This is a genomic window from Tunturiibacter lichenicola (assembly GCF_051013355.1).
Lineage (GTDB): Bacteria > Acidobacteriota > Terriglobia > Terriglobales > Acidobacteriaceae > Edaphobacter > Edaphobacter lichenicola_F.
Genome location: NZ_CP132944.1, coordinates 2,879,517 through 2,897,361, shown reverse-complemented (window position 1 = coordinate 2,897,361; position 17,845 = coordinate 2,879,517). Strand labels below are relative to the sequence as shown.

Annotated in this window: 15 protein-coding genes; 9 read left to right on the top strand and 6 right to left on the bottom strand. The window is 58.3% G+C overall.

What is annotated here, in order from left to right:
* Positions 1-15: 15 nt before the first annotated feature.
* Entirely contained in the window at positions 16-672 is a 657-nt protein-coding gene (locus RBB82_RS12405; protein ID WP_433970806.1) for a DUF4230 domain-containing protein, read from the top strand.
* 51 nt (positions 673-723) lie between these two features.
* Here RBB82_RS12405 and RBB82_RS12400 read toward each other — a convergent pair whose 3' ends face one another.
* Positions 724-1,161: a hypothetical protein gene (locus RBB82_RS12400; protein WP_433970804.1), complete on the bottom strand. Its 438-nt coding sequence runs from the start codon at positions 1,159-1,161 to the stop codon at positions 724-726.
* On the opposite strand from RBB82_RS12400, the gene RBB82_RS12395 reads away from it, so the two are divergent.
* Positions 1,160-1,444, top strand: coding sequence for a hypothetical protein (locus tag RBB82_RS12395; RefSeq protein WP_433970803.1), 285 nt, complete (start codon positions 1,160-1,162; stop codon positions 1,442-1,444). The genes RBB82_RS12400 and RBB82_RS12395 overlap by 2 nt on opposite strands.
* Positions 1,445-1,509: 65 nt before the next feature.
* Positions 1,510-2,505: an ACP S-malonyltransferase gene (gene fabD / locus RBB82_RS12390; protein ID WP_433970801.1), complete on the top strand. Its 996-nt coding sequence runs from the start codon at positions 1,510-1,512 to the stop codon at positions 2,503-2,505.
* Here the strand turns inward: fabD and RBB82_RS12385 are convergent.
* Complete coding sequence (locus tag RBB82_RS12385) at positions 2,502-3,668, bottom strand: carboxypeptidase-like regulatory domain-containing protein (RefSeq protein ID WP_433970799.1); 1,167 nt, start codon at positions 3,666-3,668, stop codon at positions 2,502-2,504. The genes fabD and RBB82_RS12385 overlap by 4 nt on opposite strands.
* A gap of 74 nt (positions 3,669-3,742) precedes the next feature.
* On the opposite strand from RBB82_RS12385, the gene bcp reads away from it, so the two are divergent.
* From bcp to RBB82_RS12370, 3 genes are all read left to right on the top strand, one after another.
* A complete protein-coding gene (gene bcp / locus RBB82_RS12380) occupies positions 3,743-4,210 on the top strand; it encodes a thioredoxin-dependent thiol peroxidase (RefSeq protein ID WP_433970798.1) in 468 nt (155 codons plus the stop codon).
* Between the two features lie 53 nt (positions 4,211-4,263).
* Positions 4,264-4,557 (top strand): hypothetical protein, encoded by a 294-nt coding sequence (locus tag RBB82_RS12375; protein ID WP_433970797.1) that lies wholly within the window; start codon positions 4,264-4,266, stop codon positions 4,555-4,557.
* A gap of 130 nt (positions 4,558-4,687) precedes the next feature.
* The gene (locus tag RBB82_RS12370; protein ID WP_433970796.1) at positions 4,688-8,200 is read left to right on the top strand and encodes a TonB-dependent receptor domain-containing protein; all 3,513 of its coding nucleotides are present in this window, start codon (positions 4,688-4,690) and stop codon (positions 8,198-8,200) included.
* A gap of 174 nt (positions 8,201-8,374) precedes the next feature.
* Here RBB82_RS12370 and RBB82_RS12365 read toward each other — a convergent pair whose 3' ends face one another.
* A complete protein-coding gene (locus RBB82_RS12365) occupies positions 8,375-9,214 on the bottom strand; it encodes a hypothetical protein (protein ID WP_433970795.1) in 840 nt (279 codons plus the stop codon).
* 351 nt (positions 9,215-9,565) lie between these two features.
* On the opposite strand from RBB82_RS12365, the gene RBB82_RS12360 reads away from it, so the two are divergent.
* From RBB82_RS12360 to RBB82_RS12350, 3 genes are all read left to right on the top strand, one after another.
* Entirely contained in the window at positions 9,566-10,306 is a 741-nt protein-coding gene (locus tag RBB82_RS12360) for a polysaccharide deacetylase family protein (protein ID WP_433970794.1), read from the top strand.
* A 262-nt stretch (positions 10,307-10,568) separates the two neighbouring features.
* Positions 10,569-11,537: an alpha/beta fold hydrolase gene (locus RBB82_RS12355; RefSeq protein ID WP_433970792.1), complete on the top strand. Its 969-nt coding sequence runs from the start codon at positions 10,569-10,571 to the stop codon at positions 11,535-11,537.
* Positions 11,538-11,785: 248 nt separating this feature from the next.
* Positions 11,786-13,099 carry an MFS transporter gene (locus tag RBB82_RS12350; RefSeq protein WP_433970790.1) on the top strand — a complete coding sequence of 438 codons (1,314 nt, stop codon included), beginning with the start codon at positions 11,786-11,788 and terminating at the stop codon, positions 13,097-13,099.
* A 139-nt stretch (positions 13,100-13,238) separates the two neighbouring features.
* Here the strand turns inward: RBB82_RS12350 and RBB82_RS12345 are convergent, their stop codons facing one another.
* The 3 genes from RBB82_RS12345 to hemL form a co-directional block, all read right to left on the bottom strand.
* On the bottom strand, positions 13,239-13,595 hold the full coding sequence (locus RBB82_RS12345) for a fumarylacetoacetate hydrolase family protein (protein ID WP_433970788.1): 357 nt from the start codon (positions 13,593-13,595) through the stop codon (positions 13,239-13,241).
* A 281-nt stretch (positions 13,596-13,876) separates the two neighbouring features.
* The gene (locus RBB82_RS12340) at positions 13,877-15,931 is read right to left on the bottom strand and encodes a phospholipid carrier-dependent glycosyltransferase (RefSeq protein WP_433970786.1); all 2,055 of its coding nucleotides are present in this window, start codon (positions 15,929-15,931) and stop codon (positions 13,877-13,879) included.
* 602 nt (positions 15,932-16,533) lie between these two features.
* Positions 16,534-17,829 carry a glutamate-1-semialdehyde 2,1-aminomutase gene (gene hemL, locus RBB82_RS12335; protein ID WP_433970785.1) on the bottom strand — a complete coding sequence of 432 codons (1,296 nt, stop codon included), beginning with the start codon at positions 17,827-17,829 and terminating at the stop codon, positions 16,534-16,536.
* Positions 17,830-17,845: the final 16 nt, after the last annotated feature.

The window sequence follows — 17,845 nt, the reverse complement described above, 5'->3', positions numbered from 1 at the left end:
TAGCATCCCAATTACATGACCACTCAATACTCCTCAGGCCGCAGCTCCTCCGGAACCCTCCTCGTCGTCCTGCTCTCGCTTATCCTTGGCGCCGTCGCGCTCGCAGTATTTATCCGTCAGGCCACCACCGGCATTCTCGCGCGTGTCGCCACCGCAATCACAGGTCGCTCCACCACCTTCGACACATCCGTCCCCGCCGTCGTCCAGCGCATTCAACGTCTCAACCGCCTCGAAACCGTCGTCTACTCCATCGACACCGTCGTCGAAGGCTCCAAATCCAGCCCCGTCCTCCCCGACCTCCTCGCCGGCGACCGTCTCCTCCTCGTCGTCCACGGCCAGTCGATCGCCGGAATCGATCTCGGCCAACTCAAACCCGAAGACGTCCGCATAGAAAACAAGGACGGCGGCCAGTCCATCCACGTCACCCTCCCCGCCTCTCAACTCTTCGTCACCACGCTCGACAACCAGCACACCCGCGTCTACGCCCGCTCCACTGGCCTCCTCGTGCCCGCTGACCAGAACCTCGAGTCCGACACCCGCGTCAAGGCCGAGCAGCAGCTCCAGCAAGCCGCCCTCGCCGACGGCATCCTCGACACCGCCCGCAAAAACGCCCGCGCAACCGTCACCACCCTCCTCTACAGCCTCGGCTTTCACCAGGTCGACGTCACCTAAGCGCTTGCGGCTGCAGCAGCGGTCACGGCCGCGGTAGCATTAGCGGTTGCATTACCGGTCGTGGTTGCAATACCGGTCGTGGTGGCAGCAGCGGTCGTGGTGGCAGCAGCGGTCGTGGTGGCAGTAGCGGTCGTGGTGGCAGTAGCGGTCGTGGTGGCAGTAGCGGTCGTGGTGGCAGTAGCGGTCGTGGTGGCAGTAGCGGTCGTGGTGGCAGACTGTTCGCCCCTTTGTTGTCATTCCGCAGCACAGCGGAGGAATCTGCTGTTGCCGTTGTCGTTGCCCGTTTTTTGGTTGCCATCCCCGAAGGGGATCTGCGGTTGCTCTTGCCGTCCTATCCTTGAGTGCAATTCCCGCAATGAACCGAACAAGCAACACGCCCGGCAACCTTATCGCATAGTTCGCGTCCAACAGGTCAATGCCACCGAAGCAGCACAACTCAACCGTCACTTCTCCCAAACTCTCGCGAACCTGCGATATCATCCATAGCATGATGTTCCGTTCCAAGCCTCCGGCCGGCGACACCAACACCGAGGATCTCCCGGTCACTGACCCCCTGCCCTTTCCCCGCCTCAAGCAGGAAGAGGGCGACTACGAAGAGTCGGCCATCATCAAGACCGTAGGCTGGATCTCCGCCGGCCTCGGAGCCGTCGCGATTGGCCTCTTCATCGGCCGCGAACTACGCCAGCGCTACAAGTTCAACCGCCGCACCCCCTATGACTTCTACGCCCACTCCGGCGACGAGCAGGACGTAGACTTCGGCCTCGGCATCTAGCTCGACTCTGCTCCGCACCATCGACGGTCGCCTCGCAAACCCTCCATCGTTTACCATCGTCATCGATGAGTACACCGAAACTAGCCTTCCTCTTCCCCGGTCAGGGGTCCCAATCCGTAGGCATGGGACGCGATCTCTACGACAACTTCCCCACCGCCCGCGCCATCTTCGACGAGGCAGACGAAGCCCTCGGCTTCCCCCTCTCCAAACTCATCTTCGAAGGCCCCGAAGACCAGCTCAAGCTCACCGAGCACACCCAACCCGCCATCCTCACCGTCTCCGTAGCCGCCGCCAGCATTCTTGCCGAGAAAGGCGTCACCCCGACCTTCGCCGCCGGCCACTCCCTCGGCGAGTACTCCGCCCACGTCGCCGCCGGAACCTTCTCCTTCGCCGAAGCCGTCCGCACCGTCCGTTCCCGCGGCCAGTTCATGCAGCAAGCCGTCCCCCCGGGCGTAGGCGCAATGGCCGCTATCCTTGGCCTCTCCGCCGCCCTCATCAACGACATCTGCGCCCAGGTCTCCGACGACCTCACCCCGCTCCCCAACACTCCCGCCGCAAAAGACTTCTCCCCCAACGACGCCGTCGTCTCCCCCGCCAACCTCAACTCCCCCGACCAGACCGTCATCTCCGGCGCCACCGCAGCCGTCGAGCTCGCCGCCGACCTCTGCAAGCAAGCCGGAGCCAAGCGCACCATCATGCTTCAGGTCAGCGCACCCTTCCACTGCGACCTCATGCAGCCCGCGCAGGACGCCCTCGCCACCACCCTCGAAGCCGTCACCTTCCACGACCCGGCCTTCCCCGTCGCCTCCAACGTCGACGCCCGTCTCCTCCATCGCCGCGCCGAAGTCCCCGACTGCCTCATCCGTCAGGTCACCGGCTCCGTCCGCTGGGTCGAGTGCATCCAGCTCCTCATCGCCCAGGGCGCAACCCACTTCATCGAAGTAGGCCCCGGCAAAGTCCTCTCCGGCCTCATGCGCCAAATCGACCGCAACCAAAAAACCTCCCACGTAGAAGACTCCGCCTCCCTGGAAAAAACACTCGCCTCCCTGACCGCCAGCTAGTGCTTGGCTGTGGCGTTTAGCGCGAAGTTCAAATCCAGTACGTCTTCCTCCACCAGCAGATTCCGTGTAACCGGATCGAAGTCACCCGTCTTCGATCCGCCATCTTCTCCACTGACCTTCACCACGTAGGAGCCATTCACAACATAGTGAAAGACGAATGTCCCATTGTTCGCAATATCTGCCTCGCGCACAACCGCCTTGTCCTCCGGGTCGAGTAACTGCACCGTACCTTTTTCCACCACACTCCCATCAGCCTTTGCACTCACCAGTCCTCGAACGATATGCAGTCCATTGGCCGGAATTGTCACATCAACGCCAGTCCGATCCTCGCCGTCATGCAGAACGATCGGAAGAGTCTCCCGAAGCCTGTACTTATCGCCAAAGTACACCTTTAGCCCGTCACCCTTTGTCACCCTCATATCCATCTCACTACTACCGGTAATCTGCTTTGCTTTCCACGTCACTTCGCGCAGACCAATCATCACCGAATATGTGCCCGGCGGTAGACCCGCCTCTCGAAATCTCCCGCGATCGTCCGTCTGCACGCTGTCCAGTCCTAGTACAGACGTCGTGCTATCGTTCGCACTGTTTGCGAATCGCACCCACGTCTGCTTTGCATTTCGCCAAAGCAGTTTGACTGGAAGGTTTTCCGCGGGCGAACCATCGTCATAGAGAACGGTGCCAGAGATAGAAGCGCCCCGCTGAATCGTCAAGGAAGTCGACGTCGTTCGCCCCGCAGCCACCGTTACCAGATTCAATGCATACTTCAGCCCCTCATTGTCACCCGTCACTGAGCCTGACGTCTCCGCGACCAGAACGTCGTACGGCGTCACATATCCCGCGCACCGCCCCAAAATGTAATACTCCCCTGCAGCGGCACCATCGATCTCAAAGACCCCGTCCATATCCGTCGGTGAAGAATAGGCATGCTTGTCACCCGGCGGTGCGCCATCTTTCTTCTTTGCAGGCACACTCTGAATCGTCACACTGCCGAACCGGCAGACGGTGTGCGTATCCGCACAATACAAGTGGCCCGTCACCGAGCCCGTCTCCTGTCCGAAAGCCTGTTCTACAGCCCCCACGCCCAGCAGCACCGTAAGTACGAACAGCATACTCAAGCAGCGGCCAGCATAATCACCGTTCTGCGTTGTCATCGTAGCCATAATACCGACAACTTGATCAGGCCAGATGAGATACTTGCAATAAAGTTTGAGCCCGAAATGAACAGAGGACCCGCATGCAGATCAACGACAAAGTAGAAAACTTCACCCTCCAAAATCAAGACGGCAAAGAGGTCTCCCTCACCGACTTCAAAAACAAACCCGTAGTCCTCTTCTTCTACCCCCGCGCCGACACCCCAGGCTGCACCATCGAATCCTGCGGCTTCCGCGACGCCTTCGAGCAGTTCCAGAAAAAAGGCATCGTCGTCCTCGGCATCTCCCGCGACACAGTCAAAGACCAGAAAAAATTCAAAGACAAGTACGACCTACCCTACGACCTCCTCGCCGACCCCGACATGGAGCTCATCAACCGCTACGACCTCGTCAAGCCGAAAAACATGTACGGCAAGCTAGTCAAAGGCGTCAAGCGAACCACCTACCTCATAGGTCCCGACCAGCGCCTCATCCACATCTTCGACGAAGTCAAGCCCGCCGGCCACGCCGAAGAGGTCCTCGCCCTCCTCAAAGAGCACGCAAAGAAATAACCCTCAGCCACACTCACCGGCATCGAAGCGTAAGCCAACCTCGGAGGGAAGCAATGTCGCCGCAGAACACCTACCAGGTACGATTCAAACTCCATCCCGACCCCAGCCACCCAGGCGGATACATCCTCCAATACGAGCGCATCGGCGACATCACCCACATAGACAGTCCCCTCAAATCCGTCTTCCGCAGTCTGGTTCAGCTCGAAGGCGCCTTCCTCAAAGCCGGGCTCTATCTCCACTCCTTCGACAGCTCCGACACCGGCAGAGACGTCAGACCCGACCCCGAACAGGACTACGAAGTCACCAACAAGATGATGCGAGACCTCGGATTCGACATACCCGACTGACCGCCGCAGGTACCGTTATTCGCACATTGTCGTTGACGGCAGTAAGAGTTCACTGCACTTTTTAGATATGTAATATCTCAGTAACACTCCTTTGATCGGAGATTAACCGATTGCCCTAAAACTTAGGGCTATGCACAAAAAAAAAGTCTCACTCGTTTCCAACCTTCTGGCGGCCATTTTATTCCTGCTCCTGAGCACCCACCTCCACGCTCAATATGAAAACGGCAGTCTCGTAGGAACCATCCACGACTCCACTGGTGCCGCAGTCCCGGGCGCGGCAGTAACCATCACCAACAACGCCACCGCCGTCGCAGCCAAAGGTGTAACCAACGCCTCAGGCGACTACGAGTTTCCATCCCTCCACGTCGGCGTTTACACCATCTCGGCCAGCGCCAGCGGTTTTGCAAACGCCGTCGCCAACAACATCACCATCACCGTCGGCGGACGCGAACGCATCGACCTCAGCCTCCAGCTAGGTTCCACCGCGACCACCGTCGAAGTCAGCGACGTCGCCCTTCAGGTTGAAACCGAATCCAGCCAGCGCGGCCAGATCATCACTCAGTATCAGAGCGCCGCTTACCCACTCGTCAGCCGCAACTACTCGGACCTCCTCGGCCTCGTCACCGGCGTCCGCCAGGCCCCCACCGCCGCCACCACCAGCTCCATCAACTCGCTCGTCCGCGCCGGCGCCTACAACGTCAACGGCCAGCGCAGCATGTTCAACAACTTCCTCCTCGACGGTATGGACAACAACGCCTACGGCGAGAGCAACCAGGGCTTCGACAACCAGATCATCGCCGTCCCGCCCGACTCAGTCGCCCAGTTCCAGATCGTCACCAACAACGAGAGCGCAGAGTACGGCCGCTCCTCCGGCGCCACCATCAACGTCGCCTCCAACAGCGGGACCAATCGCTTCCACGCCACCGTATACGAGTTCATCCGCAACACCGACCTCAACGCAGCCGGATACTTCAAACCCACTCTCATCGGCGCCAGCGGAAACGTCGTCCCCTTCAAGAAGCCCACCTTCAACCGCAACCAGTTCGGCGTCAACTTCGGCGGTCCCATCATCAAGGACAAGCTCTTCTACTTCGTCGACTACGAAGGCTTCCGCCAGGTACTCAAGCCACTCAGCGTCAACACCGTCCCTACGACGAACGAACTCAACGGCAACCTTGTCGTAGCTGTTCAAAACCCCATCACCGGCCAGGTCTACCCCGCCGGCTCACCGATCCCCGCCTCAGCCATCAATCCCGTCTCGCAGCAGATCATCGGCTTCTTCAAGCAGATCCCCACCCAGGGCACCGGTCTCGCCACCACCGGCCTTGACCAGAACAACTACGCAACGCAGGTTCCCTTCACCGACAACTCAGACAAAGGCGACCTTCGTCTCGACTACCAGCAGAACGCCAACAACTCCTGGTTCCTCCGCGTCAGCGATCGCAAAGAGACCGGAGTCAACCACCCCGTCTTCCCGCTTCCCCTCGACGGCCAGACCAACGGCACCATCCGCGTCCTCGACCAGCAGGTCGCCCTCGGCTACACCCACCTCATCGGCGCCAACAAGGTCCTCGATGCGCGCGTGGGCCTCTCCCGCACCAAAGCCGGCAAGTTCTCTCTCTCCATCGGCGACAACGCCATCTCCATTCCTGGCCTTCCCTCCGACCCCATCGTCGCCGGCGGCCTTCCCTCCACCAGCATCAGCGGCGGCTTCACCTCGTTCGGCCGTCAGAGCACCAACCCCCAGTGGCAGAACCCCGCCCTGCTCGATCCTAAGGTCAACTTCACCTGGGTCAAAGGCAAACACTCCCTCAAATTCGGCTATGAGTACGAGCACATCTGGATGGCCGTCAACGACAACAATCCCCTCTACGGCTCTTTCAGCTACGCGCAGGGCTTCAGCCTCTGCCCCAGCACCACCGTCAACGGCGTAAAGACCGCAACCAATCCCAACTGCCTCAACATCAGCGGCGCTGTAGCGGACAACTACTGGGCCGACTTCCTCTTCGGCACCACCAACAACTACTCCCTCGCAAACCTCTTCGTCGCCCACCTTCGCCAGACCCTCCAAAGCGTCTACGCCCAGGACGACTGGAAGGCCAGCAACAAGCTCACCCTCAACCTCGGCGTCCGTTGGGAGTACGGCTCGCCCTACTCCGAGCAGCATAACTACATCTCCAACTTCGATCCCATCTCTCAGACCGTCCTCACCCTTAGCCCCGGCGCTGTGGCCGGCAACGGCATCACTCCATTCTCCGGCGGCGGCGTCTACGGCAACACCCTCGTCAACCCTGACCTCAACGACTTCGCTCCCCGCCTCGGCTTTGCCTACGCCGCCACACCGCGTACCTCTATCCGCGGCGGCTACGGCACCAGCTATGTCCACTACACCCGCGCAGGCTCGGGCGATATCCTCGCCATCAACGCCCCGCAGGCCCAGTTCGTCTCCGTCACTCAGAAGGCGCCAACCGCCGCCAACCACTGCCCTGTAGGCGGAGCTGCTGCAAGCTGCTACGTCACCACCGACCAGGGCTTCCCCAACGGAATCGCCACCAACTTCAATCCTGCAACCGACAACATCACCTGGGTCCCCAAGAACACCCGCGACAGCTACGTCCAGAGCTACTTCCTCAGCGTGCAGCAAGAGCTCGCCAAGAACACGCTCCTCGACATCGCCTACGTTGGCAACCACGGCTCGAAGCTCCAGGGCTTCCTCAACGGCAACCAGAAAAACCCCTCCAACGGATTCGCCCGCCCTTACGGCAACTGGCCCAGCGACATCACCACCGCCCTCAACGAGTTCTACTCCCACTACGACGCTCTGCAGGTTCGTTACGAGCAGCGCTTCGTCGCCGGGCTCAGCCTCCTGAACTCCTTCACCTGGTCGCACTCGCTCGATAATGCCAGCGCCTCGCTCGAAGGCAACTCGCCCTCGCCGCAGGACGCCAACAACATCGCCGCCGACTACAGTCAGTCCGACTACAACCTGCCCATCGCGAACGTCACCAGCCTCGTATACGATCTGCCCTTTGGGCGCGGCCGTCAGTTCCTCAACAGCAGCAACGCCTTCACCAACATCGTCCTCGGTGGCTGGCAGATCAGCGCCATCAACACCATGCAGGGTGGCACGCCATTCAACATCGGCTACTCTCCCAACTCAGCCAATGCGGTCTCGCCTCAAATCGGCTCAACCTTCCGGGGAGCCAACGAGTATCGCCCCAACGTCGTCGCCGGTCAGCCCACCATCAAGAAGACCAAGCTGAGCAGCGGCTTCATCCAGTACATCAACCTTGCCGCGTTCACTCTTCCTGCAACCACCAACAGCAGCGGCGCTATGGCCAGCCCATTCGGCAATGCTTCACGCAACCCGGGTCGCACGCCGGCCTTCTACCAGACCGACCTCGCCCTCAACAAGAAGTTCAACACCCCAATCGATAGCCTCAAAGTCGAGTTCCGCACCGAGGCCTACAACATCTTCAACCACACCAACCTCTACCTTCCTGCAAGCGGTCTCGGCGGCACTCTCAGCACACCAGCCACCGCAACCGCTGCAGCTCAACTCAACAGCCCCACCACCGGTGGACAGATCACCAGCACCTTCGAGCCGCGCATCTTCCAATTCGGACTGAAGATCCTCTACTAGAGCAACGCCGCAACTGGTGTGGAGCCGCTTTCGCTTTTGTTTGTCATTCCCGAAGGGAATCTGCGTTTGCAGTCTCTACACCAAGGGTGAAATTGCCATAAACCAAACATAGCCTGCACAAAAAGAGCCCTGCGCCAACCAGCGCAGGGCTCTTCCTTTGCACACCACAAACAACTACGGCTTCGGCGTCCAGAAATCCGGCTCAGCCTGCACCATCGCTGGAGTCGGATAGCTTATCTTCGGTGCGATTCGGAAGATATTGTTAATTCGCGACTCGACGCACGAAGCCTCCAGCGACTCCAGCTTCTTCAATCCGTCCGGCCCCAACGCCTCGATGAACTTTTCATCCTTTGCAAAGTTCGCGTCGATCTCCGCCCCGTCGTGCAGCGTCGTAACCACAATGAAGGCATTGCCTCCTGTTCCATAAAGCTCCTCATACATCCCCCAGTGAGCATCCGGCACGCCCTTCTTATAAGCGGCGAGCACCAGCTTCACCAGCTCCACCCACTCATCGTAGTGTCCCGGCCGAACCACAAACTGGCTGATCGTCTCATAGCGCGACCCAACCCGATAACCCGGATTCAGACTGAGATCATCCCGCCGCATCCACACACTCGAATCCGTCTCGGCAAGCAGATCGCCGTCGGCCTCGTTCACCTTGTCCAGCTCAGAGGAAAGAGCAGCATTGCTATTCACACTCTTTCGTTGCGCCTCCATCTCCGCAAAGCTCGGGTAAGCACTCAGAAACAGAACACGTGGCCGCCCCGAAAGCGACGCCAGAGCGTAGTAGTAGTCCGTAGCCTTGGCCTGCGACATCGCCTTAACAAAATCGCCCTCTGTCTTCTCATGCGGCCCACCCTCCTTGCCCGGCTTGGTGAACTCACGCGTAATCGACAATATCTTCGGACTCACGATCGTCTTGTCCTGTGCCGAGACAGACGGTGTCACACCATTTACCAAACCAACAAGCAACAGAGGGAGCACAACAGACTGACAACAGAATGGCAGCTTCATAGAGTTTTCTCCTCAAGTTCGAACGTGAGAGAAGCGAAGGCGGTGAGCGATCAGCGAACTCCTCTCGCGTATTCACGAGAGTAACGTTGGCCGCAAAGCGGACAAACATGCCTGAATAAATCTCAAGCATGACTGCCCGGGAACGAACTCCCCGGAACCCAGAACAAGCTGAATGATTCGCGCGCAATACTAGGCAATTCAACCCCATAAAGCAATCAATTTCCGAATCGAGTGATATTCGTTCGAGCCCGATTCCGGGCGTTTCGTCTGTTCCACTGGAGCCTCCAACAGAACCTCAGGCCGATCAACAGTTACCGTCTCCCTATAATGAGCAGAGGAGGAGGAGGCAGGATGAATCAAGCACAAACGACCGCCGCTCTCCTCGCCGCCGCGACCGCAGCAGCCGGCACCATCACCTACGCCGCACTCTCCGCGCAGTCCCAGCTCTTCGGCAAGCTCCTCATCGCCGGATCGAACCCCGACGAGATCGCCCTCACCTACGACGACGGCCCCAACGACCTCGCCACTGAACGCCTCCTCGACGTCCTCGCCCAGCACAACGTCCACGCCACCTTCTTCCTCATCGGCAACTACGTCCGCCAACGCCCTCACATCGCTCGCGCCATCGCATCCGCCGGCCATCTCATCGGCAACCACACCATGACGCACCCCTGGCTCGCCTGGCAATCCGCCTCACGCATCCGCGAAGAGCTGCAAAGCTGCAACGCCGCCATCGAAGACACCCTCGGCACTCCCGTCCGCTACCTTCGCCCCCCACACGGAGCGCGCCGCCCCGTCGTCTTTCGCATCGCCCGCGAGCTGGGCCTCACCACCGTCCACTGGAATATCCTCCCCGGCGACTGGAAGCCCATCGGAGCAGGCGAGATCGCCGCCCGCACCATCCGCGGCATCGAACAGGCCCAACGCCACCACCGTGCCTCCAACATAGTCCTCCACGACGGCGGCCAGGCAGGCCTCGGCCAGCCACGCCTCCCCACCATCGAAGCCACCGGCCTTCTACTCCGCCACTACCAAACCCAACCCCAAAAAAAATTCGTCACCGTCGACCACTGGAACATTTCTTCTAAATAGATCTCCACTTGCATCTGCCTTTTTTGTTGTCATTCCGCACCCTGAGCGAAGCCGAAGGGGAAGGAATCTGCTGTTGCACTTGCACTAAGTCGTTTCATAGATCTCCGAGCACATAAATCCCGCGATTTAACCGAACGCCTGTCGCAACATCCGGCAAAGCTGCAGGGGCAGTTATTTTTTTCGAGATGGCGACTTTTCGGACAAGTCAAAGTCAAATACCAAATACTAAAACCTGATCATGAGGGGCCGAGACCCTACCTGCATGTCTAACGCACATGAACGAAAGTCGCTGCAAAGACTGACAGCCTGCCTGATCTTCAACGCATTCTTATCCACGGTTCTACACGCGCAACAGGCATCGAAGCCGGAGGCACCTCAATACAAAGTTCAGCTTGTTACTGTCGAGCCTAACGTCAAACTTGAAGTCCTTGATTGGGGAGGCACTGGCCGATCTCTTGTCTTCTTATCTGGCTTGGGTTTGGACGCTCATGAATTCGAGACCTTTGCGCCGAAGTTCTCTCCGTCGTACCACGTCTATGCGATCAGCCGACGTGGCTTCGGCGCTTCAAGCGCTCCGATCCCCACCAAGGACAATTACTCCGCCGATCGTCTCGGAGATGACGTATTAGCCGTTCTTGACGCTTTGAAGATCATCCGGCCCGTACTTGTAGGGCATTCGATAGCAGGCCAGGAGTTGAGTTCAGTTGCCAGCCGTTATCCCGAAAAGGTTTCGGGTTTGATCTATTTAGAAGCCGGATACTCTCACGCACTTTACTCACCGGCCCTGGGGGACATGATCATCGATGCCAAGGACGTTCAGCATCAGCTTGATCTTCTCTTTGCTGCGACGCTGCAAACTCCCTCCGATTTTGCTAATGCAGAGGCGTCAGTTGCTCGCTTCGACCTCGATCTGAAGGCTCTCAACAAAAGGCTATCTCTGCAACCTCCGCCACCACCACGACCGGCAAACGCTCCGACCGCGCCGCCGATCCTTTTGGCAATTGTCAACGGGACGCAAAAGTACACAGCCATCCACGTCCCTGTTTTAGCTATTTATAGAAATTCACAAAGCCAGGCAGAAACTTCTTCTGCTCAGGCTGACGCCTTTCAGGCCGCCATTCCACAAGCCAGGGTCGTCAGGCTTGACCATGCCGACCATTTCATCTTCAAATCGAATGAGAGCCAGGTGATTAGCGAGATGAACGCATTCCTCGCAAATCTCCCTCGATAGGCCACGTAGCGCTGGCGGGATAACCGTGATGCATCGTGACCACAAGGTGCCGTTCTCGTTCAATCGTACCTGGACGCTAACAGCTTCTCCGACACCAGGCGATCTTAAAGCTCTGCGCAATAAGATGGCAGCGGGCAGTCGTTGCGCAATCGCCAATTCCTTCATCGAGCATCGGTTGGTACCCATAAAAATCCTGCAATTTAAGCGAACGTCTGCCACCCACCTCACGTAACATAGACAGACTCCACATGAGCACAACCTCCCCCAACCCGGCCGCCGCGTCGCAGACCGCGCCACCCGTAATCGACCCCGAACTCCCGGCGCCGTTATCCATGGGAGACGTCCTCCGCGTCCCCATGATGCGCCGTCTCTGGTACGCCCAGATCATCTCAGTCTTCGGCGATTTCCTCGCTCTCTTCGCCGTCATCAACGTCATCACCTTCAAGCTGCACGCCAACGCCCAGCAGGTCACCGGCGTCCAGATCGCCTACATGCTTCCCATCGCAGTCCTCGGCATCCTAGCCGGAGTCTTCGTCGACCGCTGGCCGCTCAAGCCCACCATGGTCTCAAGCGACTCCATCCGTGCCGCCCTCTGCCTCCTCCTCATCTTCGCCACGCAGATCTGGCACTTCTACGCGATCCTCGCCGCCATTAGCGTCATCTCCAGCTTCTTCGGCCCAGCCCAGGGAGTCGCCATCCGCTCCGCCGTACCACTGCATGGCCTTCGCTCTGCAAACGCGCTCATGCAGCAGGTCATGTTCGGCATGCGCATCGTCGGTCCCGCTCTCGCAGGCGTCATGGTCTCCTACCTCGGAGCCCGCAGCTGCTACGCCTTCGACTCCATAAGCTTCGTTGGCTCTGCGCTGCTGATCGCCTCAGTCACCTTCATGGCTCCCGGCCCGAAAGCCGCCTCACCCACGCCAGACTCAACCGAGGCCTCCGCCATCGCCAAAGTCTGGCTCGACATGAAGCAGGGCATCAACTTCATCGTCCACCACGCCGCTCTCCTCTTCGTCATCCTCGCGATGGCCGCCGGTATGTTCGTCCTCGGATGCTTCGGCCCGCTCATCGCCATCTACGTACGCGACTCGCTCCACGCATCGACCAAATCCTTCGCCATCGCCTCAGCGATGATCGGCATCGGCATGCTGGTCGGCATCAACGGCCTCAACACCTTTGGCAAGAAGCTGCGAGACACTATCCTCGTCTACTCCGGCTTGTGCGGCATCGCGGTCGGTCTCGTGATCCTCACCCTCCTCCCACATCTCTGGTCGACCATCCTCGGCAACCTCATCATCGGCTTCTCGGTCGCCGGCATCATCGTGCCCTCACAGACCCTCTTCCAGAAAGCAACCCCACCCGAGCTGATGGGCCGCGTAGGTTCCACCTTCATGTCCATCATCTTCACCGCCCAGATCTCCGGCCTGGTCCTCTCCGGACTTCTGAGCCGATACATCGGCGTCCGCCAGGTCTTCGCCCTCTGCGCCGGAATGCTCATCGTCCTCATCGCAGTAGGCAAGCTCTGGATGGAACCAAAGCCCGCAGCCACACAGCCCGCCTGAACTCACCATTCAGGCAGACTGTCGCACCGGAATGACTTCCCTACGGAACGATTTCGAACCCTACAACTATCGCGGCTTCCTGAACATCAGGTGATGAATAGCGGCGACCACCTCTCGCGCCCCGATTGTTTTCGGTTCTTCAGGGCACAATCTCATGACGTTGTGCGCCCAGATGGTCGACGCCACACTCCAGAATGTCGCCGTCAGCCAGAAATCGATTTTTGCCCATGCCTACACCCGGCGGAGTTCCTGTCGCCAAAATATCGCCCGGAAGCAATCGCATATGGTGTGAGAAATAGGCAAGCATCTCGTAGACGGGAAATATCATGTCGCTTGTATTTCCTTGCTGCTCATAGTTGCCGTTGACCTTCGTCCACAAGTCGACGTTCATTGGATCGATGCCCGTCGTGAGGTAAGGACCGATAGGGCAGTAGGTAGCGCGGGACTTCGCGCGCACAAGATGATGCTGATGCTCCGCATCGACCTGAGTCGACACTGGACGTCGACAAGCAATCGACGGCCCGGTATCCGGATGCTTCTTCCCTGACGGGATGATCCTTCTTTCCTCACAGATTCTGTAAAAAGATTGTCATCACCCATCTGCCAGTCGAAGAACGAGAAAGACGAGAAGCCGAGAAGGCAACCACCTGCATCACCCTGCTTGGATCATGAACAAATCGATCTCGCTCGCCTGTCCCATGCTGTGCGGCATCGAGAAGTGCCGGTGTAAGGGGCAACGGTGACAACCAGGATTCCCATAAGCCGACAATTCGGTAGTTATCGGGAGGCATGGGCACTGGCAGCGAGGCCTGCACGAATCTCGGCTCTCTGAAGGAAATACCATTCTGGTTGGGAAGCCGCGATTGTTTCGGCTTCCTGGTATTCCTGATGGGCCTGATCATTCAGACCGACTCCAGCCAACGCATTTGCAAGCGCCAGGTGTGCAAATGCGCTCGTGGGCATCTCATGCGTTGCGAATCTGGCTGGTTCGAGCGCTTGAGAAAACTGTTTCTCGCCATTCAGGCTCATCGCTTCAGCGAGTTGGTTGATGGCGATCACTCTGCTCATATCGAATGTCCCGGTGTAGATGATGTCAGCACCACCAATGACGGCGCGCGGCTTAGCTTTCTGAAACACCTCATATGGGTTCAGATCAGGACGCTCCCACTCGATGCCGGACCAGCTGAGCCCACTGATGATGAAGGTTCCGGACTGGACCCTGGACAACTGCGCTTCGCCCTTATCTCCATTCAGCTCGAAGAGATTGGCGATGATGCGATGGCAACCGATGCCTGAATGGCCCGGCCTTGCGAAGCCGTCGTAGGCGAACGAACAATCGGAGACTCGATTGTCTTTCAACCACGTTGCGACCTGTGGGAGAGCCTGCCCCCAATCATTGTTTGAATCGGTGAGGAGATTGTGGCTGTTTGAAACTCCTCCGAAAATTTCGTTGCCATAAGCGAGCTCGTTTGGAAATGCGGCAAGCGACGAAGTGACGTGCGCCACCATCAGGATTGCGATAGCGGAACGCACGAAGCGTCCGTTTGTTCGCCAAAGGTGAACGGTCGCCACCCCTATCAGACAACAAGCTGGCGCGATTACAGGAAGGATGTGGCGATATCCGATGTTCAGTGTGCTCACCATGCCCGCAAGTAGCCACACCAGGCTGGGAGCGAGAAAGTAAATGGGTCGTATGTCGAAACTGCGTTTTTTGAACGCAAGAAGCGAAAGGAGAGAGAGGCCGATCATTCCAAGTGTGGTTTTGATCAGGATGACGGATGGGAAGTATTGGGGAACACCATGGGGATACAGATGCCCGAACAGAAATGCAGATTGGCCAGGATCGGAGATGCTGAGGACATCAACGAAGCCGTAAAGATACGCCTCTGGCAGTAGGTGGTGATGCCCAAGAAATGGGATCGTCTTCAGGATGACGCTGTGATTTTCCTTAGCTCGTGTGTCGGCGATGAAGTCGTTCAGGGACGTGGTCATCTGCGCCCCATCTGGTCTGGCCGCATAGCGGAAGTGATACGTTGCCCAAAGAACTCCGAAACCTAAAAAAACAATGAAAAGGACGGCCGATGCTTCCTTCAATACTTTGCTGGTTCGCGACTGCTCACCGCGGTTCCAATCAAACACGAGCTCCGCGAAGGCCAGGAGCAGAAGTGTTGGGATGATCAGAACTCCTGAATGCTTCACGGAGAGAGCCAAGCCACAGCAGAGCCCGGCCAGGAGAAGCATCGGAAGAGTGCGCCGCCGGTGAAACAAGAAAAATGATGTCACTGCGAGAAGGCTCGTAGCTGAAAGCGCCATGTCCGTGGTGACGAGTGAGCCATGTGCTACAAGGGTCGGCTCGAAAGTGATGAGAGCGAGGCTTACCAGAGCGGTGACATCACCCAACATTCTTCGGGTGAAGAAGAAGGCTGTTAGCGCCAGAAGCAATGCAAATGTCGCCATCCCGCGACGTGCGAGTGGAATTACTCGATCGATCTTCGCTGCCGCTCCCGGACCCGTGGAGCCGTAAAGCCACTCCGCCGAGTCTGCATATCCTGCCCCCTTAGCCGTCGAGACTACCGGACAAGGCCCACTCGGAGCCGGAATCTTCGCGATTCGAAGCGCCAAGCCGGCAACCATCTTCGCGAGCGGGGGATGCTCCGGATTCACTCCAAAATCAGCGCATTGCCAATAGCGATAGCCTGCATAAGTGTGAAAACCTTCATCGTTGGTAATGACTTCTCGGTTGGTGACCGCAAGCATTTGCCAAAGAAAGGCACCTGTGAGAGCCGCCGCAAGCAGCCAGATAACAGCCGGAAAAGTAGTTATTCTTGTCAATGCGGCGGTCTCCAGTTCGGACAGCAATGGTACGACATCCTTCGATGGCAGGCTCTATCGGAAGACGATTGCGGAAACGAAAGCAGTATTCAGGGATGGATACTCGACCGTGGCGGTGCACCTTGGCCTCCTACTCAGAAAAAGGGTTTGTGGTGCAATCGTTTAGGAAACCGATGCAATTATCGGGATTGAGCAGAGGATCAGCCCTGAAAACGATCTTCTCTTTACGAACCGGAACACAAGTAAGCCTCTCCCTCATAACCGGTTTTTCGCAGATACGCTGGAAGGCCGACCTGGCGAATTCGCACTCAGCGGCCAGCACAAATCTGGCATCGACAAGTCTCCCAAGCCACATCTCAATGCCAGCCAAAAATAAATCTCGAAAAGTTGGCGTATTTTTCGAATCCCAAAAGCGTGGTGCTAAAACTCCACATCCACCACGCATCTCACCACAAATTCACCACCAAATCACCACGTTTTGCCACCAACTTTTAGCCAACCCCCTTCAAAAAGCCCAGCAAAAACGCAGGTCTTCCTCCGCCAGCCACCCGCAAAAAAATCCGCGCATTTTTCACGAAAACAGCCCGGAAAAGCTCCCCAAATTACCTCGAAGCAAAGGCCGTCCGAGCCGCCTCCAGAACCATTCCAACCTCGGTCTCCCCATGGGCCGTAGAGACGAACGCCGCCTCAAACTGACTCGGAGGCAGCCAAACCCCCGCGTCCATCATCGCCCGGTGAAAACCCCCAAAAGCACTCGTATCTGACGTCGCAGCCGAGGCAAAATCAGTAACGGGATGATCCGTAAAAAACCACGTAAGCATTGACCCAACGCGGTTCGTAGTCACCGAAACCCCAGCCTCCCGAGCCACCCCGGCAACACCCTCAGCGATCCGCGCAGTCGTGCTCTCCAGCCCCAGATAAATCTCTTCCTCATGCCGAATCAAATGCCCCAAAGTCGCAATACCAGCCGCCATCGCCAGCGGATTCCCACTCAGCGTCCCCGCCTGATAGACCGGTCCCAGCGGCGCTAAAAACTCCATCACATCCGCCCTTCCACCAAACGCCCCACAAGGCAAACCTCCGCCAATAATCTTCCCAAGCGTGGTCAAATCCGGCGTCACGCCATATACCTGCTGCGCCCCGCCCAGCGACAGCCGAAAACCGGTCATAACCTCGTCCAGAATCAGCAGAGCCCCAAACTCCGCCGTAATCTGCCGCAGCCCCTGCAGATACCCCGCCCCAGGAGCGATGGTCCCGGCATTGCCCACCACCGGCTCTACGATGACGCAAGCAATCTCATCCGGCCGCGCCTCAAACACCGCTCGCACCGCCTCTAAGTCGTTGTACGGCAGCGCCAAAGTATGCATCGCCGTCTCCGCTGGGACGCCAGCCGAGCCGGGAATTCCCAGCGTCGCAACCCCACTTCCAGCCTTCACCAGCATCGCGTCCGAGTGTCCGTGATAGCACCCCTCGAACTTCACAACGAAGTTACGCCCCGTAAATCCACGCGCCAGCCGTATCGCTGACATACAAGCCTCGGTCCCCGAGCTGACAAACCGCAGCTTCTCCACAGAAGCAAAACACCGCGTAACCAGCTCTGCCAGATCGGCCTCCGCAGCTGTCGAAGCCCCAAAACTCGCCCCTTTTGCCGCAGCCTGCTGAATCGCGTCTACAACCGGCGGAAACGCGTGCCCCAGGATCATCGGCCCCCATGAACCAAAGAAATCCAAATATCTGTTCCCGTCTGCGTCGAACAGGTAAGCGCCCTCCGCATGGGTCACAAACGGAGGATCACCCCCCACCGCACGGAACGCCCGCACCGGCGAATCAACGCCCCCTGGTAAAAATCTCTCAGCACGAAGCTGCAACTGACGCGAGCGAGTACGAATCCGTGACATGTCCTAAGTATAGGAG